Genomic DNA, 25,444 nt, shown 5'->3' with positions numbered 1-25,444 from the left:
TATGTAACGAGATGGTTATGGATTCGATCGCGCTAGCCGTCAAGCGGTTGGCTCGGCTAGGGCAGGGGGAGGGCGCGGATTCGCTGGCCCTCAGGAGGCCCCGCCATGACCGCCACGATGTACGGCATCAAGAACTGCGACACCGTCGCCAAGGCCCGCAAATGGCTGGAAGATCGTGGCCACGCTTACGCCTTCCACGACTACAAGACCGCTGGCATCGATCGCGCCACCCTGGAGGGCTGGGTCAAGGAGCACGGCTGGGAGGTGATCCTGAACCGCGCCGGCACGACCTTCCGCAAGCTGGACGAGGCCGACAAGCAGAACCTGGACGCCGACAAGGCCATCGGCCTGATGTTGGCCCAGCCATCGATGATCAAGCGGCCGGTTCTCGATCTCGGCGACAAGCGCCTGGTCGGCTTCAAGCCCGATATCTATGAGGCTGCTGTAAGCTAAACCGCGAATTGTCCACGCGTTTCGTCGCCTTCTAAGCGAAGTTTAAGACGACAACTTGCGGGGGATCAGTCTATCACTGGACGGAGCGTCCGGTTGAAACGGACTCAAGTGGGGGCATAGGCGCGTGGGGGAGTTCGCCATCTCGCGGTACGAGCTGGTCATCTTCGACTTCGACGGCACGCTGGCCGACAGCGCGGCGTGGATGATGCGAGCCGTCAATCCGATGGCCCGCCGATATGGCTTCAAGACCGTCACCGACGATGAGATCGAGATGCTGCGGGGCCGCAGCACGCGCGAGGTTATCCGTTATCTGGGCGTCTCGCCCTGGAAGCTTCCGCTGATCGCGCGCGCTGGCAAGAAGCTGATGGCCGCCGACGCCCACACGATCCCGCTGTTCCCCGAAACCGCCCGGATGCTGCGCGCCCTGAACGAAGCGGGCGTGAAGATCGCGGTGGTCAGCTCCAACAGCGAGGCGGTGATCCGCCGCGTGCTGGGCGAGGAGCTGGGCAACCTGATCAGCCTGTACGCCTGTGGCGCGTCGCTGTTCGGCAAGGCCCGCAAGTTCAAGCAGGTGACCCGGCAGGGCGTGTCCCGCGACAAGATCATCTGCATTGGCGACGAGACCCGCGACATCGAGGCCGCCCGCGCGGTGGGCCTGGACTGCGGCGCCGTCAACTGGGGCTACGCCAAGCCCTCGATCCTGGCCCAACACCAGCCCACGGTGTCGTTCAGCACGATGTCCGAAATTATTTCGTACGTCGGCGCATCCAAGGCGGCGGTCGGCGGCGACTAACCTTCGAAAGCGCGAGAGATCGCGCCGCTGATCGAAGGGATCGACCGATGGACAATGTGTTCTGGCACTTCTGGTGGCTGATGTTCCCGCTGGGCTTCATGGCGCTTCGGGTCTTCCGGTCGTGGCTGGACTACTGCGCCCGCCGCGACGCGGCCCAGGTGCTGCGCGAGCTGGCCGCCGCCGGCCGCGAGCCGCCCGCCGCCCTGATCAACCGTCTGCTCTAGGGGAAGCTCGAGATGCGTGAAGAATTCTTCTGGCAGTTCTGGTGGTTGATCTTCCCGGTGGGGTTCATGCTGCTGGGCGCTTTCCGCACCTGGCTGGATTATCGCGCCCGCCGCGAGGCCCTGGACCTGATCAAGACCTATGTCGCCTCCGGCCGTGAGCCGCCGGCCGAGCTGCTGAACAAGATCAGTCGCCGCCTGCATCGTGACGACGACTATGACGACGAGCGTCCGCGCTATCGCCGCCGCCGCGAGCGCAGCTGGTACCAGGTGGTGCTGTTTGGCCTGCTGGCCAGCGGTTTCGCGGTCGCCGCCGCCACCGACATGTACGGCGCTGGCGAGGCCTTCGTGATCGTGGCCTTCGTGCTGGGCGCGCTGTGCGCCGCGACCCTGGTGCAGGTGATCCTGGATCAGAAGGGCCCGACCATCTGATGGACGCCGCGCTCGTCAGGCAGGCGCGCGCGGGATCCCAGGCTGCTTTCGCCCGACTGGTGGCGATCCATGAAAAGCCGTTGCGGGGCTTCCTGCGCAAGAGCGGCTGGATCGACGCCGACGATATCGCTCAGGAGGCCTTCGTGGCGGCCTGGGCGGGGCTGCCCAAGCTGCGCGAGGACGAGGGCTTTCGGGCCTGGCTCTACGGCGTGGCCTGGAAGAAGGCCCTGTCGCAGCGACGCGGCGCCCAGCGCGCGGCCGCCCGCGACGAGGCCTGGCGGGGCGAACAGGAGTTGGAGACCGCCGCCGAGGTCGGCGCCGAGGACCGCATGGCCCTCGAGGCGGCCCTGGCGACGCTTCCGGAGGATCAGCGGGCCTGTGTCACCCTGTGCCTGGGCCAGGCCTGGTCGCACGCCGAGGTCTCGCAGGCCCTGGGACTTCCGCTGGGTACGGTCAAATCGCATGTTACCCGCGGCCGCGAGCGGCTGCTGGCGGTTATGGGAGGTTCGCAATGAACCTGGACGATCAACTCTCGGCCTTCCTGGGTGAAACCCCCAAGCAGAGCCGCGCCGACATCTTCACCGCCGAGGTGATGAAGCGGGTCGAGCAACAGGCGTTCCTGGATCAGCTGAAGACGATCGTGATCGGGGCAGGGGCGAGCGCCCTGGTGCTGTGGGCCTGCGCGCCGGCGCTGAACGCGGCGGTCTCGGCGATCGCGCCCAGCCTGGCGCCGACCGCCGCCATGCTGGCCTTTGTCGCGGCGGTGGTGATGGCTGGCGGCCCCGGCGTCTGGCGTCGCCTTGGCTTGTCGGCGGGCTGAAATCAGCCTTACGAAAGTTTCATGCGGGCGGGCGCCTCCAAACGAGGTCGTGAACGCCTCTTATCAGTGAAGGCGGCGCGGGGGCGTCGTCACCCCGTTAGGAGAGCACTGCCATGGAAGGCATTTTCGTTCCGATCGCGTTCTTCAGCCTGATCGCGGCCATCTGCATCGTTCCCGTCTGGCTGAAGAGCCGCGAGCGCAAGGAGATGCAGGCCACGATCCGCTCGGCGATCGACAAGGGCCAGGCGCTGCCGCAGGAGCTGATCGACGCCATGACCAAGGATGTCCGCCAGCCCGCCACGGCGCTGCGCGACTTGCGCTCGGGTGTCATCTGGCTGGCCGTCGGCCTGGGCCTGGCGGGTCTGGGGACCATGATCGGCTTCGAGGAGCACGACGCGTTCCATCCGATGCTGGGCATCGCCTTCATTCCCGGCATGATCGGCCTGGCGCTGATCCTTCTCAGCTTCTTCAACCCCAACAAGGAACCGCGGGTTTAAGCGGAAGGCCTTGGGAGGGGCTTGAAGTCGATGGGCATGGAACGCCCGCCTACCGGTCACGACGTCGAACTCGCCGCGCTCGCGGCGGCGGGCGATCGCAGGGCCTACGGGGAGCTGGTGCGCCGGCACGGTTCGGCCGTGCGGGGGCTGCTCCGACGCCTGGGCGCCGACAGCGCCACGGCTGACGACGTGGCCCAGGACGCCTTCATCACCGGTTTCGAACAGGTGGCGGAGTTCCGCGGCGAGGGCGCCTTCGGCGGCTGGATCAAGAAGATCGCCGCGCGGCTCTATCTGAAGAAGGTCAAGCGCGAGGCGCGGCTGATCTTCTCGGACACCGTGGAGCCGGTCGAGGAGATCACGGTGCGCGAGGCGTCCGGAGACGGCGCTGCGGCCAGCCGGATCGACCTGGACGAGGCGTTGAAGACGCTGTCTCGCGGGGAGCGCCTGTGCGTTTCCCTCTGCTACGGGGCCGACTGGTCTCACGCCGAGGCGGCTGAAGCCTTGAACATCCCGATCGGCACGGTGAAATCCCATGTCAAACGTGGTTTGGACAAACTTCGGGCGAAACTCGCCCGACCAGAGGAAGGGACGAGGAGGGAAGCCCATGGCTGAGCCCGATTTCGAAGCCCAACTAAGTCGCCTGTTCGCCGAAACGCCGTCGTTCCCGGACGCGGCGCTGTTCACTGCCGAGGTCGCGTCCAAGCTGGATCGCGGCTGGGCGATGCGGCGGCTGTTCATCGGCCTGGCCGGCACGGCGGCTGGCCTGTTCGCCGCGTTCCAGATCCTCAGCAGCCGGTTCTCCAGCGAGATCTCGCAGCTGTCGCGCAACAGCGGCCACAACCTGCAGACCGAGATCGACGCCGGCGTGGCCAAGTTCAATGGCCTGCTGACGGGCGCTCCGGCCAGCGGTGAGGCCATGTGGCTGGCGGCGGGTCTGGCGGTGCTGGCTCTGGCGTTTGCTGTCACGCGGGCGGTCGAGGACCTGTAATCACTGTTCATGTTGCGGTGCGGCGCGATCCGGCCCACAAACGGCGCCCGAAATGCGTCTAGGGAGGGTTCGCCCGTGTCCGCCCATCGTGAAGAGACGGTCCGCCGTTTGGCCGCCCCCGACATCGCCAGCCGCAAGGGCGGCGTGCCCGTTGTCTGCCTGACGGCCTATACCGCGCCCGTGGCGGCGGCCTTGGACGAGTCCTGCGACCTGCTGCTGGTGGGGGATTCGGTCGGCATGGTCGTCCACGGCCTGCCCAACACCGTCGGCGTGACCCTGGAGATGATGATCCTGCACGGCCAGGCGGTCATGCGCGGCTCCAGGCGGGCCATGGTCGTGATCGACATGCCCTTCGGCTCGTACGAGGGCTCGCAGGAAGAGGCCTATGCCAACGCGGTGCGGATCATGAAGGAAACCGGGGCCCAGGCCGTGAAGGTCGAGAGCGGCCCGACGGTGCCTGACACCATCCGCTACCTGACCCAGCGTGGCGTGCCGGTCATGGGCCATGTGGGTCTGCGCCCGCAGGCGGTGCTGGTCGACGGCGGCTTCAAGGCCAAGGGCAAGGACGCCGCCGAGCGCGAGCGGATCCTGGAGGAGGCCAAGGCCACCGCCGACGCCGGCGCCTTCGCCGTGGTGGTCGAGGGCGTGGCCGAGAGCCTGGCGCGCGAGATCACCGCCGCCATCGACGCGCCCACCATCGGCATTGGCGCTTCCGCCGGTTGCGACGGCCAGATCCTGGTCACCGACGACATGCTGGGCCTGTTCGACTGGACCCCGAAGTTCGTCCGCCGCTACGCCGATCTGAAGACCGAAATCACCCGCGCCGCCGCCGATTACGCGCGTGACGTGAAAGATCGCAGCTTCCCCGGCGAGGGCGAGACCTACTACGCCAAGAAGTCGTAAAAGGGCTCGTTGCGGCTGCGCGCGGCACGCTATAGGTTCGCCGCCTCGGCGAGCGGCCCTCCGCTAGCCACAATCTGTCTTAAACCAGCGACGTCGCCTAAGTTCTGGCGCGACGTCCAAGGGCCTGCCGCCCGTTTCGGAGCCTCGTTTCGTGGTCGATGTTTTTGACGAAGTCGAAGAGCAGCTTCGGTCGGAGCGCTATCGCAGCCTGGCGGTGAAGTCGCTGCCCTGGGTGGCGGCGGCGACGGCGGCCGTGGTGATCGGCGTCGGCGGCTATTGGGGCTGGACCTCGTATCAGACGACCCAGGCCGACAAGGCCTCGGAAGGCTATCAGGCCGCGCTCGAAACCGCTCAGAAGCAAGGTCCGGCCAAGGCTTTCGGCCAGTTCAAGACCGTCGCCGACACGGGTTCCAAGGGCTACAAGGCCCTGGCCCTGCTGCAGATGGGCGACATCCGCGTCGAAGAAAACAAGACGACCGAGGCGGTCGCCTATTTCGACGAGGCCGCCAAGGTCGCGCCGAATGTTCTGCTGGGTGACCTGGCCCGCCTCAAATCCGCCTTCGCCCTGATGGACACCGCCTCGTTGAAAGACATCGAGTCGAGGTTGACGCCGTTGGCGGGGGAAAAGAGTCCGTACCGCGTGTACGCCAAGGAAGCCCTGGCGTTCGCGAAGCTGCAGGCCGGTGATCTGGCCGGCGCGCGGGCGGATTTCGTCATCCTGGCCAACTCGCTCGACTCAAGCACGTCCGAAGAGGTGCGCCAGCGCGCCCAGGCCGCCATGCAGTTGATCGACTCGGGCGCCGCCAAGGAACTGGGCGCGGCCGTGAAGGCCGCCGCCAAACTGCCTCCGATGCCGCCGATGGGTCAGCTGCCCGCCGGTCTCGCGCCCAACGCCGCCGCTGCCGGCCCCAACGCCTCTCAATGAGCCGCCTGATGATCTCCAAGCGTTCCGTCGCCCTGGTCGCGCTGATGTCCGCGTCCGTGGCCATCACCGGCTGCTCGACGGCTTCGAAACTCAATCCCTTCGGCGGCAAGGACAAGAACAAGTCCACGGCCAGCCAGGGCCAGCGCATCTCGATCATCGCCTTCGACCAGAAGGTCGAGGCCAACGAGACGCTGAAGGGCGCCGACTTCTTCCTGCCCGAGCCGGTCGCCCAGACCGAATGGCGCCTGCCGGGCGGCAACGCCGAGCAGTCGATCGAGCACGTCGACGCCGGCAAGGGCTTCCAGATCGCCTGGAAGAAGGGCTTCGGCAAGAAGGGCGGCAAGACGTTCCACGTCACCGCGCCACCGGTCTCGGCCGATGGCCGCATCTACGTGATGGACGGTGAAGCCGACGTCGTGGCGCTGGACGCCAAGTCGGGCTCGCAGATCTGGCGCAAGGATCTGCGTCCGGCCGCCGGCCCGACCATCAAGGGCGGCTTCATGGGGCTGATCCCCAAGAAGAACGATCGCCTGGGCTTCGGCGGCGGCGTCGCCGTCGGTCCGGACGGCAAGCTGTACGTCGCCTCGGGCTTCCGCTTCGTGGCCCAGATCGACGCCGCGACCGGCAATATCGGCTGGACCCAGCAGACCTCGACGCCGATCCACAGCGCCCCGACCGTCGCCGACGGCCGCGTGTTCGTGGTTTCGACCGACAACGAACTGCTGACCTACGCCACCGAGAACGGCGCGCCGGGCTGGACCTACCAGGCCCTGAGCGAACCGGCCCGCATCCTGGCCGCCTCGAGCCCCGCCGTCAGCGGCGACACCGTCGTGGCGGGCTTCGCCTCGGGCGAACTGGTGGCCCTGCGCGCCGCCAACGGCAACGACCTGTGGAGCGAGGCCCTGAGCCGCGCCAGCCGCACCAACGCGCTGTCGGAAATCCGCGACATCCCGGGCCGCCCGGTGATCTACAAGGGCGACGTCTTCGCCGTCAGCCACTCGGGCGTCTTCGCCGCCACCGACCTGCGCACGGGCCAGGCCCGCTGGAGCCTGCCGGTCACCGCCATCACCACCCCGTGGGCCGCCGGCGACGTCGTCTATGTCGTCGACAAGGCCGGCCAGGTGATCTGCGTCTCGCGCGAGAACGGCTCGGTCTACTGGATCCAGGACCTCAACAACACCGAGAGCCTGTCCAAGAAGCAGAAGAAGAAGCGCGCCAAGCACCCGATCCTGTGGTCGACGCCGATCCTGGCCAATGGCCGCCTGATCACGGTGTCCAGCAACGGCGAAGCCGTGGCCCTGAACGCCAAGACCGGCGCCAAGGAAAAGACCCTGAAGATCGGCGCTCCGGTGCTGATCAACCCGATCGCGGTCGGTGATACCATCTACCTGGTCACGGACGAGGCCGACCTGGTCGCCATCCGCTGATCAAAACGGGTCCTTTGAGGCCCGCTGACAACTTGAAATGCTCTTGAGCCCGGGTCCGCGAAAGCTGGCCCGGGCCTTCGCTTTTCCAGCGCCTTTTGCGGGAAACGCGAAAATCGACTACTGGACGCCTTATGCCTTTGAAACTCGCCATCGTCGGCCGCCCCAATGTGGGCAAGTCCACGCTGTTCAACCGTCTGGCCGGCAAGAAGCTGGCCATCGTCGACGACCAGCCGGGGGTCACCCGTGACCGCCGCTACGCCGACGGCCGCCTGGGCGACCTGGACCTGCACCTGATCGACACCGCCGGCTTCGAGGACGTCGCCGACGAGAGCCTGGAAGCGCGCATGCGCGCCCAAACCGAGCTGGCGATCGAGGAAGCCGACCTCTCGCTGTTCATCTACGACGCCCGTGAAGGCGTCACGCCGCTGGACGAGGTGTTCGCCACCCTGCTGCGCCGTCGCGGCAAGCCGGTGATCATCGCCGCCAACAAGGCCGAGGGCAAAGCCGGCCAGTCGGGCATAGGCGAGGCCTACAAGCTGGGCTTGGGCGAGCCGATCCCGATCTCGGGCGAGCACGGCGAAGGCATGGCCGAGCTGTACGCCGCCATGCTGGAGGCCGTTCCCGAGGACCAGTACTCGGACGACGAGGACGACGAGGACAAGCCGATCCGGCTGGCCATCGTCGGCCGTCCGAACGCGGGCAAGTCCACCCTGATCAACCGCCTGATCGGCGAGCAGCGTCTGCTGACCGGTCCCGAGGCCGGGATCACCCGCGACTCGATCTCGGTCGACTGGGTCTGGGGTGACAAGAAGGTGCGCCTCGTGGACACCGCCGGCCTGCGCAAGAAGGCCAAGGTGCAGGAGAAGCTGGAGAAGCTCTCCACCCAGGACACCATCCGCGCCATCACCTTCGCCGAGGTCGTGGTGCTGGTCATGGACGCCACCCACCCGTTCGAGATCCAGGACCTGCAGATCGCCGACCTGACCGAGCGCGAAGGGCGCGCCCTGGTGTTCGTGCTGGCCAAGTGGGACCTGATCGAGGACCAGGCCGCGACCCTGGCCGCCTTCCGCGAGCACGCCGAGCGGATGCTGCCCCAGGTGCGTGGCGCGCCGGTGGTGGCGCTGTCGGGCGAGACCGGCAGCGGCGTCAACAAGCTGATGCCGGCCGTGCTGAAGATCCACAAGGACTGGTCGACCAAGGTCAAGACCCGCGACCTGAACGACTGGCTGCAGATGGCCATGCAGCGCCACCCGCCGCCCGCCGTCAGCGGCCGCCGCGTGAAGCCGAAGTACATGGCCCAGACCAAGGCTCGTCCGCCGACCTTCGTGCTGTTCTCCAGCCGCGCCGACCAGATGCCCGACCACTATCGGCGCTATCTGATCAACTCCTTGCGCGAAAGCTTCGACCTGCCGGGGGTGCCGCTGCGCATCACCATCAAGTCGGGCGCCAACCCCTATGCCGACGGCGAGGCCAAAGGCCACAGCGGCCGGGGCAAGCGTGAGTTCGAACGCCGCGAGCGCGAGGAGGAACGCATCCGCGCCTCGCGCAACACGGTCAAGAAGTCCAAGCGTATCGCCGACGAAGCCGCCGCCAAGGCCGCGATCGAGGCGGGCCTGCCCGATCCGCGCCTGGCCAAGCCGGTCAAGAAGAAGGCTCCGGCCGCGCCGAAGGTCGCCGCCGCTCCCGTCGAGGGCGCCGCGCCGGCCGAACCGGGCAAGGCCGCCGTCAAGTCGGTCAAGAAGCTGGGCCCCAAGGTCCAGAAGAAGGTGTCGACCACGCCCAGCTACAAGGTCGGCGTCAAGTCGGCCGGCGGCAAGGCGGCCGGTCCCAAGCGTCCGGTGTCGGGCGCGCGGACGGTGCGGGGCAATACCGGTCCGGGCAAGAAGCGCTGATGATGAAGGTCGCGATCGCCCTGGCCTTCGCGGCCGTCCTGTCCGGGCATGCCGTCGCCCAGACCCTGCCGGAGCGCCTGACGTTGCCGAAAGGCGCCGTCCTGGCCGTGAGCGTCGAGGAGACCAATACCGACGTTTTCCTGGGGGAGACGCGAACGGTGACGGGCGTGGTCGGCTATGCCGAGACCGTGGACGTCGCCGGCGACCGTCTTCACGTGACGCGGACCCTGCGGGACCGGTCGGGCCAGTTCGCGGGCGATCCGGGCGACTGGATCGCGCGAGCGGCCAAGCTCGGCTTCTGGGCCGACGCGCGGATGTCACCGCAGTCGATCGAAGACTATCCGGCCTTGGTGACCGCCATCTTCGAGACCGGTGCGTTGGCCAAGGCCTCGGAAGAGGATCGCGCCGATGCGGGCCTATCGCCCAGCCGTCGACGTATTTTCGAGAGTTTGACGCCCGAAGTGGCGGCGCAAGGGCTGATGCCCGCGCAGATGCTGCTGGCCGAGCCGCAGGGCCAGGCCCTGGTCATGGGCAAGCCGCAGCTTCAGCCCGGCGCGAATAGCGTTCCTCGCACGCTAACCTTCACTGGTCTGGACGCGCAGGGGCGAGCCAAGGTGACCCTGGACGCTCGCCAGGAGGGGCGCATCGGTCCGGATGGCCATCTGGTCGTGACGGTCCGCTGCGACTACCTGATCGACCAGGCCACGGGCCTGGCCCTGCAGGCGACCTGTGTCAGCGGCCGCGACTTGACCGCGCCCGGCGACATGTCCCGCAAGACCACGGCGCGTTTCGTCATGTCCCAGAAGCTTGTCACCACGCCCTGAGCCTAAACTTCGCCATACGCGTTTAGCGTTCTGAAGCTGAACCGGAGGATGGCGATGCGGGGGATGGGATTGGCTTTGGTGTTGGCGACCCTGCCGGCGAGCGCGCTGGCGGCCGACTACAAGCCCGTGGTCTGCAAGAGCGCGGTGACCTATGCCGGCCCGCCGCTGCATGCGCCGGTCGCGCCGCCGCTGCTCGCCGAGGTTCCCAAGGCCGCGCTGGATCCGCAGACCGTCGCGCGGCTGGAGGCGGGCTTCCTGCAGGCCAAGGCCGCGACCAAGGCGCCGGCCATGACCGCCGCCGTCCTGATCCCTGGCAAGGGCGTTTGGGAGAAGACCGACAGCGGCGACCAGCCGCCGATGCTGTTCTGGGCCAGCGCGGGCAAGAGCCTGATCGCCATCGTGACCCTGCAACTGGTCGAGGCCGGCAAGCTGAAGCTGGAAGACCCGATCGGCAAGTACGTCGCCGGCGTGCCCAATGGCGACGTGGTGACCATCCGCGACCTGCTGGCCCACACCGGCGGCCTGTTCAGCGCCAACGAAGACCTGAAGGCGAGGGCGGAGCGCCGCGCCCACACCCTGGACGAGGACGTGAAGATCATCGCCCGCCACGGGGCGTTCTCGTGTCCCGGCGAGCGCTGGCGCTACTCCAACACCGGCTATGCCTTGCTGGGTAAGGTCATCGAAGAGGCCGACGGTCAGCCCTGGCAGGCCTCCGTCGAGGCGCGGATCATCAAGCCTCTGGGGCTGATGTCGCTGCGCGTGCTGAGCGACGGCGACAAGGCCGAGGACGTGGCCAAGCTGGTCTCGGCCAAGGAGGCCCCGATCGAGCCGGCCTGGGCTGGTCCAGCGGGCCCCGCCGTGGGCTCGGCCGGCGACATGGCGCGGGTCTGGGCGGCGCTGCTGGGCGGCAAGCTGCTGAAGCAGGAGACCGTGCAGGCGATGTTCGGGAAGCTCTATCCGATGTTCGACGCTGGTAGCTTCTACGGACTGGGCGCGATGGTCGTGGAGGTCCCGGACGCGGACGGGACCAAGAGCCTGTGGCTGGGCCACCTGGGCGGCACGCCGGGCGCGAGCGCGGTCGTGGCGTATTCGGTCAAGGACGGTGTGATCGTGGCCGCCGCCCTGACCGGTGACGGCCCGGCGGCGGCCACGGCGAACCTGCTGCTAAGGCAGGTCCGCTCCCCCCACTAGAACTCTTCCCACTCCTGGGCCGGCGCGACGGCCGCCGAGCTGCCGGGACGGGCGGCGGCGCGGGCGCGCGGTGGCGCGGCTGGAGCGCGCGCGTGGACCGGCTCGGGACGACGGACAGGCGCATGGTGAGCGCCGGTCTGGAAGCGCGAGACCTGGCGGGCCAGGTCCTGGGCCTCGCCGCGCAGGGCGGCTGACGAGGTGTTGGCCTGCTCGACCATGGCGGCGTTCTGCTGGGTGACCTGGTCCATCTGGTTCACCGCGGCATTGACCTGGTTCAGGCCCGTGGCCTGCTCCTGCGAGCTTTCGGCGATCTCGCGGATCAGGCTGTTGATCTCGCCGACCTTGCTGACGATGCCGCTCAGCGCCGTGCCGGTGTCGCCCACCAGGCGCACGCCGCGCTCGACCTGCGAGGACGAGTTGGCGATCAGGGTCTTGATCTCCTTGGCGGCGTCGGCCGAGCGCTGAGCCAGGGCCCGGACTTCTTGCGCCACGACCGCGAAGCCACGACCGGCTTCACCGGCGCGGGCGGCTTCGACACCGGCGTTCAGGGCCAGGAGGTTGGTCTGGAAGGCGATCTCATCGATGACGCCGATGATCTGGGTGATCTGGCCCGAGGACTTCTCGATCTCGCCCATGGCGGCGACGGCCTCGGCCACGACCGTGCCCGAGCGATCGGCGTCGGTGCTGGCGGCCGAAGCGGCGGCCGAGGCCTGCTTGGCCCCATCGGCGCTGCGCTTCACCGTGGCGGTGATCTCGTCCAGGGCGGCGGCGGTCTCTTCCAGGCTGGCGGCCTGCTGTTCGGTGCGCTTGGACAGGTCGTTCGAGGCGCTGGCGATCTCGTTGGCGCCGCTCTCCATGCCGCTGGCGGCCTCGGCGATCGCGCTCATGGCGTCGCGCAGGCTGTCGATGGCGGCGTTGAAGTCCTGCTTCAGCTGGGCGTAACGGCCGTCAAAGCGGGCCTCGATGCGGGCGGTCAGGTCGCCACGGGCCATGCGGCCCAGGCTGTCGGCCAGCACCGAGACGACGTGGTCCTGCTCGATCTTGACCTCTTCACGCTCCGCTTCGTTGCTGGCGCGCTCGGTTTCGATCGCGGTGATGTCCGAGGCGAACTTGATGACCTTCACGGGCTTGCCGGTCTTGTCGAAGACCGGGTTGTACGAGGCCTGGATCCAGACCTCGCGACCGCCCTTGCCGATGCGCTTGTACTTGCTGGCGAAGAACTCGCCGGCGTTCAGGCGGCGCCAGAAGTCGCCATAGGCGGGGCTGCCGGCTTCCGAGGCCTCGACGAACAGACTGTGCTTGCGGCCCTGGATCTCCGACAGGCTGTAGCCCAGCGTCTTCAGGAAGTTCTCGTTGGCGGTGATGATCGTGCCGTCGAGATTGAACTCGATGACCGCCTGGGAGCGCTGGATCGCCGCGACGATGCCCTCCAGGTCGGAGATTTTGCCAGTGTCACCGGTGTCACGGCCGCGAGAGAACAGCGCCATTTGCGGGGTCCCAAGGAACGGCGTCTTTGCCGTGCGGCAACGTGTCGCGGCAAGGGGGTTAACGAGACGCTAATTTGCGAAGTCGTCGCAAAACATTGTTCCCCGGTTTAGTGCCAGGGTGGTATTTTTAACCTCGATGCAATCTCAAGGTTTATTTCCGTAACAATTCACGCAACATTTGAAGTCGCCTTATCAAATGTTAGTGCTGGGTGATTCCTGGCCACGGTCCTTGAAGCGGACGACGCCCTTGGGCGGCTGGCGGTCCGGGCGGACCAGGTCGATGACGAACGGGACGATGGTGTCCGCCGCCGGGACGCTCTGGGGATCCTCGCCGGGGAACGCCGCGGCCCGCATGCGGGTGCGCATGGCGCCCGGATCGACGCACAGGGCGCGGATCGGGGTATTTTCGGTCTCGTCGGCATAGACGTCGACAATGGCTTCCAGCGCCGCCTTGGTGGCCGCGTAGGCGCCCCAGAAGGCCGGGCGGGTCTTGGCCACGCTGCTGGAGAAGAACAGCGCACGGCCGGCGTCGGAGGCGCGCAGCAGCGGATCCATGGCGCGGATCAGGCGCCAGTTGGCCGTCAGGTTGGTGGACAGGATCATGTCCCAGCCCTTGGGCTCCAGGTGGCTCACGGGCGTGAGTGGGCCGAGCAGGCCCGCCGCGCCGACCACGATGTCCAGCTTGCCCCAGCGCTGGTGGATGGCCGCGCCCAGGTGGTCCAGGCCTTCGGGTTCGCGCAGGTCCAGCGGCACCAGGGTGGCGCGCTCGCCGGTCGCTTCCAGGATCGCGTCGTCCAGGGCCTCGAGGGCGCCTTGCGTGCGGCCCACGGCGATGACGTGGGCGCCGGCCTTGGCCAGGCCTAGGGCGACCGCCTCGCCGATGCCGCGCGTGGCGCCCGTGACGAGGGCGATGCGGCCGGCCAGCGGCTGGGAGGAGTCGGAGGTCATGGGCGGGTTCTAGAGCAGGGAAGGGCGGACGGGAACCGGCGTGAGGCCCTTAGGCCGCCATGTCCTGTTCGGCGGCTTTCTTGGCGTAGTGCTGGGCGATGACCGAGCAGGCCATCAGCTGGATCTGGTGGAAGATCATCAGCGGCAGGACGATGACGCCGGCGGTTGGGCCGGGGAACAGGATGCCCGCCATCGGCACGCCGGTGGCCAGGCTCTTCTTGGAGCCGCAGAAGGTGATGGCCTTCTCGTCCTCGGGCGAGAAGCCCAGCGCTCGCGCGCCGAAGGTCGTGGCGGCCAGCACCACGGCCAGCAGCACGCCGCACACCGCCAGCAGGATCGCCAGCTGCAGCGGCGAGATCTTGTGCCAGATGCCGCCGACCACGGCCTCGCTGAAGGCGGCGTAGACCACCAGCAGGATCGAGCCGCGATCGACATAGCCGATCAGCTGCTTGTGCCTGTTGATCCAGGCGCTGACCAGCGGCCGAGCCAGCTGGCCGGCGATGAAGGGCAGCAGCAGCTGGACGACGATGTCCTGCACCGACTTCCAGCCGCCCGATGCGCCGCCTTGGGTGTGCATCAGCAGGCTGACCAGCACCGGCGTGATGAAGATGCCGAACAGGTTGGAGGCGCTGGCCGCCACGACGGCGGCAGCGACGTTGCCCCGCGCCATCGAGGTGAAGGCGATCGACGACTGCACTGTCGAGGGCAGGCAGCACAGGAACAGCATGCCCGCCGCCAGGGTGGTGGGCAGGATCGAGATCTTGCTGATCACCAGGCCCAGGATCGGGAACATCACGAAGGTGAAGGCCAGGATCAGCAGATGCAGCCGCCAGTGCGTCAGGCCCGCCACCACGTTCTCGCGCGACAGCTTGGCGCCGTGCAGGAAGAACAGCAGGGCGATGGCCAGCTTGACGACGATGTTCAGCCCGTGCGCCGCCTCGCCGCGCACGGGGATGATCGAGGCCAGCACGACCATGCCGAACAGGGCGATGACGTACGGCTCGAGCTTCAGCTTCTCGAGAACGGTCTTCACGCTCACGGGCAGAGACTTAGGCGCTGAGCAGCGAGAGCTGCTTGTCGTTGGTCTCGTTGCGGCCCTCGGCGATCTCGCGGTCCGTCAGGCGGGTCGGATAGTCGCCGGTGAAGTAGTGGTCGGTGAACTGCGGGGCGGCCGGATCGCGGGGACCGGCTTCCAGGGCGTCGTACAGGCCTTCGACCGACAGGAAGCCCAGCGAGTCGACTTCCAGGAACTTGGCCATCTCTTCCAGCGACTTGTTGGCCGCCAGCAGCTGCTCACGTTCCGGCATGTCGATGCCATAGAAGTCGGGCCACTTGATCGGCGGGCTGGCCGAGCGGAGGTGGACCTCCTTGGCGCCGGCCTCGCGGACCATGCGAACGATCTTCAGCGAGGTGGTGCCGCGCACGATCGAGTCGTCGATCAGGATGACGCGCTTGCCGGCCAGGATGGCGCGGTTGGGGCTGTGCTTCATGCGCACGCCCAGCTCCCGGACGCCCTGGGTCGGCTGGATGAAGGTGCGGCCCACATAGTGGTTGCGGATGATGCCCATCTCGAACGGCAGGCCGCTCTCCTGGGCGTAACCCAGCGCCGCCGGCACGCCCGAGTCGGGCACCGGCACCACGACATCGGCCTCGACGCCGGTTTCCTTGGCCAAGTTGCGGCCCATGCGCTTGCGCACGCCGTAGACCGAGCGGCCATTCACGACGCTGTCGGGACGGGCGAAATAGACATATTCGAACACGCAAGGGCGCGCGGCCTGGGTCTGGAACGGCTTGGTCGAGGTGATGCCGGTCTCTTCGATGACCACCATCTCGCCGTGCTCGATGTCGCGCACGAAGCGGGCGCCGATCATGTCGAGGGCGCAGGTCTCGGACGCCAGGACTGGCTTGCCGTCCAGGTCGCCCAGCACCAGCGGGCGGATGCCCAGCGGATCGCGCAGGCCGATCATCTTCTTGTTGGTGATCGCCACCAGGGCGTAGCCGCCTTCGATCTGGCCGACGGCGTCGACGAAGCGGTCGACGATGCGGGCCTTACGCGAGCGGGCGATCAGGTGGAGGATGACTTCGGAGTCTGAGGTCGACTGGAAGATCGCGCCTTCCTGCACCAGGCGCTCGCGCAGAGTCAGGAAGTTGGTCAGGTTGCCGTTGTGGGCGATGGCGACGCCGCCGGTCTCCAGATCGGCGAACATCGGCTGGACGTTGCGGATGCCCGCGCCGCCGGCCGTGGAATAACGCGTGTGGCCGATGGCCATGTTGCCGGGCAGACGCTGCACCAGGTCCGAGCCGGTGAAGGCGTCGCCGACATGGCCCATGTGGCGCTCGGTGTGGAAGCGGGCGCCGTCGAAGGCGGCGATGCCGCAGGCTTCCTGGCCGCGGTGCTGCAGGGCGTGCAGGCCCAGGGCCGCGATAGCCGCCGCGTCGCGCGTGCCAAACACGCCGAAGACGCCGCACTCGAGGCGCAGCGTATCGTCCTCGGGATCACGGACGGGCGAAGAGGAATAGCGGTCGGTCGATTGGCCCAGGAAGGTCATCGCGATTTCTCCACCAGGTCGTCGAGCTTACGACGCTGGTCATCATTATAGCCTTTTCCGGACGACTTCTCGCCGGACGTATTGTCGCCGCCCTCGTGGACGGCCTCTTTGATCGCCGGGGCCAGCTTGCCGGCCAGGGCCTTGCCCTTCGGGGCGAAGACCTTGAGCACCGTGCCGCTGGCTTCCGAGAGCGGATAGAACATCGAATCCTCGACCCAGCGCGGCATGCGGTCCGGCGGCGTGGCCAGGTGCAGCAGCAGGTTGAAGACCCCCAGGATCACGCAGGCGCGGATCACGCCGAACGTCGCGCCGACCGCGCGGTCCAGCACGCCGGCCGAGGTCTCATGCAGGCTGGCCGTCAGTCGGCCGCCGACCAGGCGGAAGATCAGGAAGAAGATCACGAACACGACCAGCACGGCGCACGCGGTGGCGGCCCAATCGGGGTCCATGAGCTTGCGGAAGATCGGGCCGCTGATGCGCAGGCCGAAGAGGGCGATGGCAGCGGCGAAGATGAACGACAGGGCCGAGGTCAGCTCGCGCGAAGCGCCGCGAATCCAGCCGGTGACGCCGGACACCAGAAGCAGGAGACCGGCGATGATGTCGAAAGGCGTCACGTCAGGCTCGTCCAGATCTCGTCGCCGATGCGGCGCACGGCGTCGGCCACACGGGCGACCCCCGCGACCGGCAAGGCTCCGCCACCCTCAGGGAGGCCGGTGAGCGGTCCTAGCGCCCGGCCAAATCCCAGTTTCGCGGCTTCCTTCAAACGCGACTCCATTCGACTGATCGGCCTGACCTCGCCTGAGAGGCTGAGCTCACCGAACACGACGCAGTCCTGGGGCAGGGCCACATCGAGGGCGGAGGAGGCCAAAGCCGCCGCCGCCGCGAGATCCGCCGCCGGTTCCGTGATGCGCAGGCCGCCAGCGACGTTCAGATAGACGTCCTTGTCGCCAAAACCAAGGCCGCATCGGGATTCAAGGATGGCCAGGACCATGGCCATGCGGCCGGAATCCCATCCGACCACGGCGCGTCTGGGTGTTCCGTACGCGGAGGGCGAGACCAGGGCCTGGAACTCCACCAGGACGGGCCGAGACCCTTCGATGCCGGCGAACACGGCCGCGCCGGCCGCGCGTTCGCCGCCTTCGTTGAGGAACAGGGCCGAGGGGTTCTTGACCTCGCGCAGGCCGATGTCGCCCATCTCGAAGACGCCGATCTCGTCGGTGGCCCCGAAACGGTTCTTGGCCCCGCGCAGGATGCGGAACGGATAGCCGCGCTCGCCCTCGAAGCTGAGGACGGCGTCGACCAGGTGCTCGACCACGCGCGGACCGGCGATCTGGCCGTCCTTGGTGACGTGACCGACCAGCAGGATCGCCACGCCCTTCTTCTTGGCTAGGCGCACCAGCTCGGTGGCGCAGGCGCGAACTTGCGTGACCGTGCCGGGGCCGGCCTCGTGGGCGTCGCTCCACATCGTCTGGATCGAGTCGATGACGACGAGGTCGAAGTTGTCGCGCTTCAGCCCGTCCAGGATGTCGCGCAGCGAGCTTTCGGCCGCGAGGCTGACATTGGCCTTCGACAGGCCCATGCGCTCGGCGCGACCCCGGATCTGCTCGACGGCCTCTTCGCCGGAGATATAGGCGCAGGAGACGCCGCGCAGGGCGGCGCTGGCGCAGACCTGCAACAGCAGGGTCGACTTGCCCACGCCCGGGTCGCCGCCGATCAGGATGGCCGAGCCGGGCACCACGCCCCCGCCGCAGACGCGGTCGAATTCGTCGACGCCGGTCATGATCCGGGGCGGCGGGGCGCTCTCGCTTTCCAGGCCACTGAACTGCAGGCCACGCACGCGGGTGGCCTTGGTCGACGACAGGGCGCCGGGCGGCCTGGCCCCGACCTCTTCGGCCAGGGTGTTCCAGCTCTGGCAGGCGGGGCACTGGCCGGACCACTTGGTCTGGACTGCGCCGCAGGACTGGCAGGCGTAAACGGCGCCGTCGCGGGCCATGGGGGCTCCTGATTCTCGGATGTCTGGAGACTACAGGTTGGCGGCCCGGTGCGCCAAAGCCGGACGCAGCCAAGCCGCGTAACAGGCGTTAGGGTGGCGAGATCGCTGTGGAGGGTTTCGTGGTCGGGAGCAGGACGTGGCGTTGGAGCGTGGCGATCGCCGTTGTGGCGGCGCTGGCCGGGTGCGGCCGCGAGGGTGAACGCAAATCCTCCGGCCCGGTCGAGGTCAACGGCAAGTCGGTCGACCTGCGCCAGCTGGAGCGTGAGTCCGAACGTGCCGAGAAAGCCGCCCAGAAGGGCACGCGCGCCTTGAACCCGGCGGGCTTGAAGGACCTGCTGCCCGCCAGCGTCGGCGGCTTCGCGCGGGGGCCGACAGCGACCGCGAGCGGTCCCGAGTCCAACCAGACCAAGGCCAGCGCCCGTTACGGGAAGGGGACGTCCGCCTTCCTGCTGGAAGTCACCGACCTGGGCGCAATCGGCAGCATCGGCGCTTCGGACGACGCCCAGGGCGCGGCCAGCACGCGGCGCACGGCCAGCGGCTACGAGACCATCACTACGGCTGGCGGACGGATGGTGACCGAGACTTGGGATACGGCGTCGAAGTCGGGCCGCTACAGCATCGTGGCCGCCGACCGCTTCGCGATCTCGGCCGAGGGTTCGGCGGATAATGTCGATGTGCTGAAGGCCGCCGTCGAGACGGTCAACGCCGCGCGGCTGCGGGCGCTGGCGGGCTAGCCGCCGACGACCACGGTGCGGGCGCGCGGCGCGATGCGGGTCAGCAGCTCGTAGGCCGAGGTGCCGGCGGCGTTGGCGGCGTCGTCGATCGGCAGGTTGGGACCAAACAGCTCGACCATCGCGCCGGGACGGGCGGCGTCGCAGTCGGTGATCTCGACCGCGATCAGGTCCATCGAGACGCGACCCAGCAGGCGGCGGCGCGCGCCGTCGAACCAGACCTGGCCGTTGGGATGGGTCGACCGCAGCACGCCGTCGGCATAACCGGCCGCGACGATGGCCACGCGGGTGGTGTCGGGCGCGGTCCAGCCAGCGCCATAGCCGACGCTCTCGCCACGCGGCACGACGCGGACCTGCAGGATCGGGGCTTCTACCGTGGCGACGGCGCGGATCTCGGGATGCGGCACGCCCTCCGGCCCGCCGCCATACAGGCTGACGCCCGGCCGCGCCTGATCGAAACGGTAGGCGTCGCTCAGGAATAGGCCGGCGGAATTGGCGAGGCTGCGGCGCGCGTTCGGCAGCAGGGCCGTGGTTTCCTGGAAGCGCGCCAGCTGAAGGGCGTTCAGCGGATGCGATGGCGTGTCGGCGCAGGCCAGGTGGCTGATGACCAGCTCGATGTCGAGGCGCTTGAGGCGGTCGAAAGCCCCGACCAGCACCTTCACCTCTTCGGGGCGCAGGCCCAGGCGGTTCATGCCGGTGTCGACGTGCAGAGCGGCCTCCAGCCGGCCCGAGCGCGCCTGGGCGTTCCAGGCTTCGATCTGCGGCAGGCTGTTGAGCACGGGGGTGAGCCCCGCGCCTTCCAGCGTGTCGCCCGAGCCGGGCGTGGCGCCGTCCAGGACGTAGATGGTGGCGTCGCGATCGCCCAGCGCCTGGCGCAGGGCCACGCCCTCGGACAGACGGGCGACATAGAAGGTCCTGGCGCCCTCGGCCCACAGGCGGTCGGCGATCACGGGCGCGCCCAGGCCATAGCCGTCGGCCTTGACCGCCGGCGCCAACTCCACACCGCCCGCGCGTTTGCGCAAGGCCGCGAAGTTGGCGGCCAGGGCGTCGAGGTCGAGGGTGAGGCGGCTTTCGGTCACGGGCTCCGCGTAGCGGACGCGGCCTTGAGGTTCAACGGTTTAACCGTGGTGCGTGCTCATGAACTTGCCCACCAGGCTCTCGGCGCCCGAGGCGATGATCTGGACCCCGATGCACAGCAGCAGGAAGGCGACCAGCCGCGACAACACGCGAGCGCCGGACGGACCCAAGAGGCGCATGACGCGGCCCGAGGCGCTGTAGAACAGCCAGACCATCACCGCCACCACGGCGGCGGCCAGACCCGCGCCGATGAAGAACGGCGCCACGGCCGCGCCTTCGGTCGGACGCTGGGACGAGAGGGCGATGGCCACCGAGATCGAGCCGGGGCCGGTCGTGAACGGCATGGTCAGTGGGAAGAAGGCCACGTCTTCATGGCTCTGTACGGGCTCGGTCTGGCTGGTCTTGCGGTCTTCGTGTTCCTGCGGGTCCATCAACAGGCCCCAGGCCCGGATCGCCACGACCAGGCCGCCGGCCACCCGCAGGGCCCCCAGGCTGACGCCGAAGAAGTTCAGGATGTAGCCGCCCAGCAGCAGCGACCCCAGCAGCACCAGGAAGGCGTAGAGGCCGATCTGCCGCGCCAGCTTGCGTCGCTCGCTGCGGCTGCGGCCGCCCATCGCCTGGTCGAAGATCAGCGACGCCCCGACCGGATTGACGATCGAGAACAGCGCCGGAAACGCCAGCAGGAAAGCGCCGACCAGGCTGGAGGTGGGCAGGGGGCTGAAGTCCATGTGACTCGTCGAACTGGAGGGCGAGGCGTGGACGGTGGCTTGCGAGGCAGGGAGAAGTCAAACGCCATCCCAAACCCGTTTCCCCGGCGAAAGCCGGGGTCCAGATCTCAGGGCGTTTGGGTTGATTGGAAGGGTGTTGAGCCTCTAGAGCCCACCCCCGACATTCTTCCATCTGGGCCCCGGCTTTCGCCGGGGAAACGGAAGGAGGACTACTCGTCCGACGGAATGTTCCGCGCCTGGGCGAAGTAGTGGTCCTTGGCCAGGTTGCCGAAGCGGGTGGTGTCGCTGTTGAACGACAGGCGCACGGTGCCGATAGGGCCGTGACGCTGCTTGGCGATGATCACCTCGGCCAGGCCGTGCAGGCGGTCCATGTCTTCCTGCCAGGTCAGGTGCTCGGGCGTGCCTTCGCGCGGTTCGGCGCGGCCCACATAGTAGGCCTCGCGGTACACGAACCACACCATGTCGGCGTCCTGTTCGATCGAGCCCGATTCCCGAAGGTCGGAGAGCTGGGGCCGCTTGTCGTCGCGCTGTTCGACCTGACGCGACAGCTGCGAGAGGGCGATGACGGGGCAGGCCAGTTCCTTGGCCAGGGCCTTCAGACCCATGGTGATCTGCGAGACTTCCTGCACGCGGCTGGCGTTGGACGACAGGTCCGAGCCGGTGACCAGCTGGAGGTAGTCGACCACGACCAGGTCCAGGCCGTGCTGGCGCTTCAGGCGACGGGCGCGGGCGGTCAGCTTGGCGATCGAGATACCACCGGTGGCGTCGATGAACAGCGGCGCTTCCTGCAGCTCCATGGCCGCGTCGCGGACGCGTCCGAACTCCGAAGCGTCGATCTCGCCCTTACGCAGCTTGTCGCCCGACACGCCGGACGCGTCGGCCAGCATACGCAGGGCCAGCTGTTCGGCGCTCATTTCCAGCGAGTAGAAGGCCACGACGCCGCCCTGGACGGTCTTCTTGGTGCCGTCGGGCTGGATCTCGTAGGCGTACTTTTTCGCAATATTGAAGGCGATGTTGGTCGCCAGCGCCGTCTTGCCCATCGACGGACGACCGGCCAGGACGATCAAGTCGGAGGGGTGCAGGCCGCCGATCTTCTGGTCGAGGTCGATCAGGTCGGTCGACACGCCCGACATGCCGCCTTCGCGGCTGTAGGCCTCGGCGGTCATCTCGACGGCGCCGCGCAGGGCGTCGCCGAACGAGACGAAGCCCGACGAGGCGGTGCCGCTTTCGGCCAGGCTGTACAGCTGCTGTTCGGCCAGCTCGATCTGGTCGCGGGCGGGTTTCTTTTCCTCGTCCTTGCCGAGGCCGCTGTGCGCGGTCGTGGCGATGTCGCCGCCGATGCGGATCAGCTCGCGGCGCAGCGACAGGTCGAAGATCACCCGGGCGTAGTCGCCGGCATTGGCGGCAGGCGGGGCACGGTCGACCAGGTCGGCCAGATAGCGCAGGCCGCCCAGCTCCTCGAACGCAGCGTCCTTCTTGAACTCGTCCGACAACAGGATCGGCTCGGCCAGCTGACCCTTGCGGACGTGGGTCTCGATCGACTGGAACAGGCGCTGGTGGAAGGGCTCGTAGAAGCAGCGCGCCTGCAGGCTGTCGGTCAGACGCTCGTAGGCGGCGTTGTCATACAGCAGGATCCCGAGCAGCGCCTGCTCGGCCTCCATGTTGTGCGGGGCCACATTGATCACGGGCTCGGGAAGGACCGAGGGAAGCAGGTCGAGCGCTGGTACGAGGGACATCGGCGGATATTAACGGAAGGCGATTTTGGAAGCCCGTTCCGATGCCCGCAGAGGGTCAGATGAACGGGGATATTCTGTGTATGTTCCGAGCGCAAAAAAGTGCAAGAGCACGCGCCTCGGGTGGCGTCCGCTTCTGACGCCGGACAAAAATAAGGGCCCGGAGATCGCTCTCCGGGCCCAAACGTTTGCGCGGTTTTCAGCCTACCAGTTGATGGCCAGGCGCGCATAGACGAAGCGGCCGTTGAAGCCGAACGGCGAGAAGCTGGAGAACGGGTTGCCGCCGCTGGTGTTCAGGTTCGGCGGCACCTGGGCGGGGTACTGGTCGAACAGGTTGTCGGCGCCGACCGAGACGGTGGCGTGCTCGCCGAAGCGATAGCGGCCTTCCAGATCCACGATGCCCTGATTGCCCGTGTACCAGTCGCCGCTGCCGTCGGCGGCGGTGCCGGGCGACAGGACGTTGCCGTAGAAGGTGCTCCGCAGGGTCGCGCCCCAGGGGCCCTTGCTCCAGTCGCCTTGCAGCGAGACCTTGGTGCGCGGCGTGCCCTTTTCGAAGCGCAGGGTGGCCTGGCGCGCGAACAGGGTGACCGGCGTCGGCAGGACGGTGGTGGTTGGCGTCCGCAGAACGTTGAAGTCGTTGACGTTGGCGGCGGCCGTCAGGTCGAAGGTCCCGGCCTGCTCGTCGACGATCCGGTAGCGGGCCACCACGTCGACGCCCTTGGTCTTGGTGTCGACGCCGTTGGTGAAGTAGCGGGCCGCCGACGCGCCGTAAGGGGCCAGCAGGTCGAAGATCACCCGGGCATTGGTGCCGACCGCCGCCGTGGCCGTGCCCGTCAAGGTCTCGGTCAGGACGATGCGGTTGTCGACGTCGATCTGATAGGCGTCGATCGTCAGCTCGAAGGCGCCCTTGTGATAGACCGCGCCCAGCGAGAAGTTCTTCGACTTTTCCGGCTCCAGCGGCTTGCCGCCCAGGGCCGTGCCGACCGGGCTCAGCGACGGATAGGTGCCGGTCTCGAACGGCACCGCCGTCGTCACGCCGCCGACGTTCTGGTTGATGTACAGGATCGAGGTCGAGGTGAAGTACTGCTGCTGCAGGCTCGGGGCCCGGAAGCCGGTCGAGGCCGCGCCACGGATGGCGAAGTTGTCGGTGAAGTCGTAGCGGGCCGACAGCTTCCAGCTCGTATTGGTGCCGAAGTCCGAATAGTCCTCGTAGCGGACGGCGGCCGAGCCGGTCAGCTTCTCGGTGATCTTGCCTTCCAGGTCGAGGTACACGCCGACGGCGTCACGATCGACATCGACCGCGTTGCTGGGCGTGAAGCCAGTGAAGCCGCGCGAGCCGAACGACAGGGTAGGGGACACCGTGCCGCGCGCGTACGACGCCACTTCGCCGGCGTTGATCTTGTAGGTCTCGCGGCGGGCTTCGACGCCGAAGGCGACGTTCAAGGGCCCTGCCAGGCCGACCTCGAACTCCTGGCTGGCGTCCAGGCCGAACACCACCTGGTCATAGGTCAGGCCGCCGGCCTTGAAGCTGGTCGGCGAACCCGCGCCATACGACGGGTTGATGGTGTTCTTGACCCCGAAGTCGAGGTCGTTCTTGCCGTAGACCAGGTTGGTGTCCAGCTTCCAGCCGGCCAGCTCGCCGCGCAGGCCGACGGCGGCCGTGACGTCCTCGGTGTTGGTCGTGATCAGCGGCAGATAGCCGTTGGGATAGACGCTGGGGATGTTCTGGCTGGCGTCGGTGGGCAGGCGATAGGTGGCCGAGGCCTCGGCGTCGCGCTGCTGATAGCCGTACCAGCCATAGGCTTCCCAGTTGTCGCCGATCGGCTTGCCGGCGTTGGCGTAGAAGCTGACCTGCTCGACCTCGGGATCGCCAAAGCGTGAGGTCACGCGCTGCGGGGTCACGCGGGTGTCGGTGTCCGAACGGTTGGTGAAGTCGCGGTCGACATACTCGGCCGACAGCGTCAGGAAGCCATCCGAGCCCAGCTTCAGGCCCTGCCAGCCGGCGACCGTCTTGGTCAGGCCGTCGCGGCGCTTCTGCTTCTGGCCGGTCTGCAGGCCGTCGAAGCTGGTGATGTACTTGCCGGTCGTGACCGTGACGCCGCCGCCGTGGTCGGCTTCGCGCAGGCGCAGGTTGACGACGCCGGCGATGGCGTCCGAGCCGTATTGAGCCGCAGCGCCGTCACGCAGGACTTCGATGCGGTCGAGCGCGACGGACGGGATGGCGTTCAGGTCGACGGCGGCCGAGCCGCGGCCCACCGAGCCGTTCAGGTTGACCAGCGCCGTGGCGTGGCGGCGCGTGCCGTTGACCAGCACCAGGGTCTGGTCGGGGCCTTGGCCGCGCAGGACGGCGGGGCGGACCGAGTCGGTGCCGTCGGTGTTGGACGGGCGCGGGAAGTTGATCGACGGCACCGTGGCGGCTAGGGCGGCGGCCAGTTCGGTGCTGCCACGCTGTTGCAGCGTCTTGGCGGTGACGACGTCGACCGGCGCCAGGCTGTCCAGGCGCGAGCGGCCGGCGGTGCGGGTGCCGGTGACGATGATCTCTTCGACATTGGTGTTGGCGTCGTCGCCGCCAGCAGGGGCGGCGGTCTGGGCGTGGGCCGTGGTGGCGAAGGCCGTCAGCGAAGCGGCGGCCAGCAGCAGGCTTCTGTAGCGCATGTGAGATATCCCCTCTCATTTTTGTCGGGGATGCCGGCCATTCGGCCTTACGCCCCCGAAGGGGTTTCAACCCCTACCGCGAACATGGGATTTGACACTTCTGCGAACAAGCTAAGCATTTCTGGAGCAAAGTGCAGAAAAAAACGGCGCGGATTGCTCCGCGCCGTTTCTCGATAA

The 25,444-nt window shown here is 68.0% G+C and carries 26 protein-coding genes; 16 read left to right on the top strand and 10 right to left on the bottom strand.

What is annotated here, in order from left to right:
• The first annotated feature begins 105 nt into the window (after nt 1–105).
• The 15 genes from AC1RRR_RS05260 (at nt 106) to AC1RRR_RS05190 (ending at nt 11,366) form a co-directional block, all read left to right on the top strand.
• Nucleotides 106–453: an ArsC family reductase gene (locus tag AC1RRR_RS05260; RefSeq protein ID WP_492811094.1), complete on the top strand. Its 348-nt coding sequence runs from the start codon at nt 106–108 to the stop codon at nt 451–453.
• Between the two features lie 124 nt (nt 454–577).
• On the top strand, nt 578–1,246 hold the full coding sequence (locus AC1RRR_RS05255) for an HAD family hydrolase (protein WP_492811092.1): 669 nt from the start codon (nt 578–580) through the stop codon (nt 1,244–1,246).
• Between the two features lie 47 nt (nt 1,247–1,293).
• Nucleotides 1,294–1,470 carry a hypothetical protein gene (locus tag AC1RRR_RS05250; RefSeq protein WP_492811090.1) on the top strand — a complete coding sequence of 59 codons (177 nt, stop codon included), beginning with the start codon at nt 1,294–1,296 and terminating at the stop codon, nt 1,468–1,470.
• A 12-nt stretch (nt 1,471–1,482) separates the two neighbouring features.
• Complete coding sequence (locus AC1RRR_RS05245) at nt 1,483–1,899, top strand: hypothetical protein (RefSeq protein ID WP_492811088.1); 417 nt, start codon at nt 1,483–1,485, stop codon at nt 1,897–1,899.
• Nucleotides 1,899–2,414 carry an RNA polymerase sigma factor gene (locus AC1RRR_RS05240; protein ID WP_492811087.1) on the top strand — a complete coding sequence of 172 codons (516 nt, stop codon included), beginning with the start codon at nt 1,899–1,901 and terminating at the stop codon, nt 2,412–2,414. Before AC1RRR_RS05245 ends, AC1RRR_RS05240 begins: the two co-directional genes overlap by 1 nt.
• Entirely contained in the window at nt 2,411–2,719 is a 309-nt protein-coding gene (locus AC1RRR_RS05235) for a hypothetical protein (protein ID WP_492811086.1), read from the top strand. Before AC1RRR_RS05240 ends, AC1RRR_RS05235 begins: the two co-directional genes overlap by 4 nt.
• A 113-nt stretch (nt 2,720–2,832) precedes the next feature.
• On the top strand, nt 2,833–3,216 hold the full coding sequence (locus AC1RRR_RS05230; protein WP_492811084.1) for a DUF6249 domain-containing protein: 384 nt from the start codon (nt 2,833–2,835) through the stop codon (nt 3,214–3,216).
• Nucleotides 3,217–3,237: 21 nt separating this feature from the next.
• Nucleotides 3,238–3,828 (top strand): RNA polymerase sigma factor, encoded by a 591-nt coding sequence (locus tag AC1RRR_RS05225; protein WP_492811082.1) that lies wholly within the window; start codon nt 3,238–3,240, stop codon nt 3,826–3,828.
• Complete coding sequence (locus tag AC1RRR_RS05220) at nt 3,821–4,204, top strand: hypothetical protein (RefSeq protein WP_492811080.1); 384 nt, start codon at nt 3,821–3,823, stop codon at nt 4,202–4,204. The genes AC1RRR_RS05225 and AC1RRR_RS05220 overlap by 8 nt, the downstream gene beginning before the upstream one ends.
• 75 nt (nt 4,205–4,279) lie before the next feature.
• Entirely contained in the window at nt 4,280–5,107 is an 828-nt protein-coding gene (gene panB, locus AC1RRR_RS05215) for a 3-methyl-2-oxobutanoate hydroxymethyltransferase (RefSeq protein ID WP_492811079.1), read from the top strand.
• Between the two features lie 151 nt (nt 5,108–5,258).
• Nucleotides 5,259–6,032, top strand: a complete 774-nt coding sequence (locus tag AC1RRR_RS05210; protein ID WP_492811077.1) for a tetratricopeptide repeat protein — start codon at nt 5,259–5,261, stop codon at nt 6,030–6,032.
• Entirely contained in the window at nt 6,029–7,459 is a 1,431-nt protein-coding gene (locus tag AC1RRR_RS05205) for a PQQ-like beta-propeller repeat protein (RefSeq protein WP_492811076.1), read from the top strand. The genes AC1RRR_RS05210 and AC1RRR_RS05205 overlap by 4 nt, the downstream gene beginning before the upstream one ends.
• Before the next feature lie 131 nt (nt 7,460–7,590).
• The gene (gene der, locus AC1RRR_RS05200) at nt 7,591–9,351 is read left to right on the top strand and encodes a ribosome biogenesis GTPase Der (protein ID WP_492811075.1); all 1,761 of its coding nucleotides are present in this window, start codon (nt 7,591–7,593) and stop codon (nt 9,349–9,351) included.
• On the top strand, nt 9,351–10,175 hold the full coding sequence (locus tag AC1RRR_RS05195) for a hypothetical protein (protein WP_492811073.1): 825 nt from the start codon (nt 9,351–9,353) through the stop codon (nt 10,173–10,175). Before der ends, AC1RRR_RS05195 begins: the two co-directional genes overlap by 1 nt.
• A 54-nt stretch (nt 10,176–10,229) precedes the next feature.
• Nucleotides 10,230–11,366: a serine hydrolase domain-containing protein gene (locus AC1RRR_RS05190; protein ID WP_492811072.1), complete on the top strand. Its 1,137-nt coding sequence runs from the start codon at nt 10,230–10,232 to the stop codon at nt 11,364–11,366.
• Here the strand turns inward: AC1RRR_RS05190 and AC1RRR_RS05185 are convergent.
• From AC1RRR_RS05185 to radA, 6 genes are all read right to left on the bottom strand, one after another.
• Nucleotides 11,363–12,853 (bottom strand): methyl-accepting chemotaxis protein, encoded by a 1,491-nt coding sequence (locus tag AC1RRR_RS05185; RefSeq protein ID WP_492811071.1) that lies wholly within the window; start codon nt 12,851–12,853, stop codon nt 11,363–11,365. The two genes, AC1RRR_RS05190 and AC1RRR_RS05185, sit on opposite strands and share 4 nt — an antisense overlap.
• A 192-nt stretch (nt 12,854–13,045) precedes the next feature.
• On the bottom strand, nt 13,046–13,801 hold the full coding sequence (locus AC1RRR_RS05180; protein WP_492811069.1) for an SDR family NAD(P)-dependent oxidoreductase: 756 nt from the start codon (nt 13,799–13,801) through the stop codon (nt 13,046–13,048).
• A gap of 49 nt (nt 13,802–13,850) precedes the next feature.
• A complete protein-coding gene (locus tag AC1RRR_RS05175) occupies nt 13,851–14,840 on the bottom strand; it encodes a bile acid:sodium symporter family protein (protein WP_492811067.1) in 990 nt (329 codons plus the stop codon).
• A 10-nt stretch (nt 14,841–14,850) separates the two neighbouring features.
• On the bottom strand, nt 14,851–16,350 hold the full coding sequence (gene purF, locus AC1RRR_RS05170; protein ID WP_454716450.1) for an amidophosphoribosyltransferase: 1,500 nt from the start codon (nt 16,348–16,350) through the stop codon (nt 14,851–14,853).
• On the bottom strand, nt 16,347–16,964 hold the full coding sequence (locus tag AC1RRR_RS05165; RefSeq protein ID WP_492811065.1) for a CvpA family protein: 618 nt from the start codon (nt 16,962–16,964) through the stop codon (nt 16,347–16,349). Before AC1RRR_RS05165 ends, purF begins: the two co-directional genes overlap by 4 nt.
• Complete coding sequence (gene radA / locus AC1RRR_RS05160; RefSeq protein WP_454716448.1) at nt 16,961–18,343, bottom strand: DNA repair protein RadA; 1,383 nt, start codon at nt 18,341–18,343, stop codon at nt 16,961–16,963. Before radA ends, AC1RRR_RS05165 begins: the two co-directional genes overlap by 4 nt.
• Before the next feature lie 149 nt (nt 18,344–18,492).
• Here radA and AC1RRR_RS05155 point away from each other — a divergent pair, with 149 nt between their 5' ends.
• Nucleotides 18,493–19,077, top strand: coding sequence for a hypothetical protein (locus AC1RRR_RS05155; RefSeq protein WP_492811063.1), 585 nt, complete (start codon nt 18,493–18,495; stop codon nt 19,075–19,077).
• On the opposite strand, the gene alr is transcribed toward AC1RRR_RS05155, so the two are convergent.
• The 4 genes from alr to AC1RRR_RS05135 all read right to left on the bottom strand — a co-directional run bounded on the left by alr (nt 19,074) and on the right by AC1RRR_RS05135 (nt 25,267).
• Nucleotides 19,074–20,153 (bottom strand): alanine racemase, encoded by a 1,080-nt coding sequence (alr, locus tag AC1RRR_RS05150; RefSeq protein WP_492811061.1) that lies wholly within the window; start codon nt 20,151–20,153, stop codon nt 19,074–19,076. The genes AC1RRR_RS05155 and alr overlap by 4 nt on opposite strands.
• A gap of 39 nt (nt 20,154–20,192) precedes the next feature.
• A complete protein-coding gene (locus AC1RRR_RS05145) occupies nt 20,193–20,879 on the bottom strand; it encodes a MarC family protein (RefSeq protein WP_492811060.1) in 687 nt (228 codons plus the stop codon).
• Nucleotides 20,880–21,088: 209 nt separating this feature from the next.
• Nucleotides 21,089–22,615 carry a replicative DNA helicase gene (locus AC1RRR_RS05140; protein WP_492811059.1) on the bottom strand — a complete coding sequence of 509 codons (1,527 nt, stop codon included), beginning with the start codon at nt 22,613–22,615 and terminating at the stop codon, nt 21,089–21,091.
• Between the two features lie 201 nt (nt 22,616–22,816).
• Complete coding sequence (locus AC1RRR_RS05135; protein ID WP_492811058.1) at nt 22,817–25,267, bottom strand: TonB-dependent receptor plug domain-containing protein; 2,451 nt, start codon at nt 25,265–25,267, stop codon at nt 22,817–22,819.
• Between the last annotated feature and the right edge of the window lie 177 nt (nt 25,268–25,444).

Source organism: Caulobacter sp. GW821-FHT12D05, from assembly GCF_058807295.1.
The sequence above is the reverse complement of the archived record's forward strand: the minus strand, read 5'-3'. Positions and strand labels throughout refer to the sequence as shown.

Coding starts and splice junctions, on each gene's coding strand:
- AC1RRR_RS05260 (WP_492811094.1), top strand. CDS start 106: ATGACCGCCACGATGTACGGCATCAAGAACTGCGACACCGTCGCCAAG.
- AC1RRR_RS05250 (WP_492811090.1), top strand. CDS start 1,294: ATGGACAATGTGTTCTGGCACTTCTGGTGGCTGATGTTCCCGCTGGGC.
- AC1RRR_RS05245 (WP_492811088.1), top strand. CDS start 1,483: ATGCGTGAAGAATTCTTCTGGCAGTTCTGGTGGTTGATCTTCCCGGTG.
- AC1RRR_RS05240 (WP_492811087.1), top strand. CDS start 1,899: ATGGACGCCGCGCTCGTCAGGCAGGCGCGCGCGGGATCCCAGGCTGCT.
- AC1RRR_RS05235 (WP_492811086.1), top strand. CDS start 2,411: ATGAACCTGGACGATCAACTCTCGGCCTTCCTGGGTGAAACCCCCAAG.
- AC1RRR_RS05230 (WP_492811084.1), top strand. CDS start 2,833: ATGGAAGGCATTTTCGTTCCGATCGCGTTCTTCAGCCTGATCGCGGCC.
- AC1RRR_RS05220 (WP_492811080.1), top strand. CDS start 3,821: ATGGCTGAGCCCGATTTCGAAGCCCAACTAAGTCGCCTGTTCGCCGAA.
- AC1RRR_RS05205 (WP_492811076.1), top strand. CDS start 6,029: ATGAGCCGCCTGATGATCTCCAAGCGTTCCGTCGCCCTGGTCGCGCTG.
- der (WP_492811075.1), top strand. CDS start 7,591: ATGCCTTTGAAACTCGCCATCGTCGGCCGCCCCAATGTGGGCAAGTCC.
- AC1RRR_RS05195 (WP_492811073.1), top strand. CDS start 9,351: ATGATGAAGGTCGCGATCGCCCTGGCCTTCGCGGCCGTCCTGTCCGGG.
- AC1RRR_RS05190 (WP_492811072.1), top strand. CDS start 10,230: ATGCGGGGGATGGGATTGGCTTTGGTGTTGGCGACCCTGCCGGCGAGC.
- AC1RRR_RS05185 (WP_492811071.1), bottom strand. CDS start 12,853: ATGGCGCTGTTCTCTCGCGGCCGTGACACCGGTGACACTGGCAAAATC.
- AC1RRR_RS05180 (WP_492811069.1), bottom strand. CDS start 13,801: ATGACCTCCGACTCCTCCCAGCCGCTGGCCGGCCGCATCGCCCTCGTC.
- purF (WP_454716450.1), bottom strand. CDS start 16,350: ATGACCTTCCTGGGCCAATCGACCGACCGCTATTCCTCTTCGCCCGTC.
- radA (WP_454716448.1), bottom strand. CDS start 18,343: ATGGCCCGCGACGGCGCCGTTTACGCCTGCCAGTCCTGCGGCGCAGTC.
- AC1RRR_RS05145 (WP_492811060.1), bottom strand. CDS start 20,879: ATGGACTTCAGCCCCCTGCCCACCTCCAGCCTGGTCGGCGCTTTCCTG.
- AC1RRR_RS05140 (WP_492811059.1), bottom strand. CDS start 22,615: ATGTCCCTCGTACCAGCGCTCGACCTGCTTCCCTCGGTCCTTCCCGAG.
- AC1RRR_RS05135 (WP_492811058.1), bottom strand. CDS start 25,267: ATGCGCTACAGAAGCCTGCTGCTGGCCGCCGCTTCGCTGACGGCCTTC.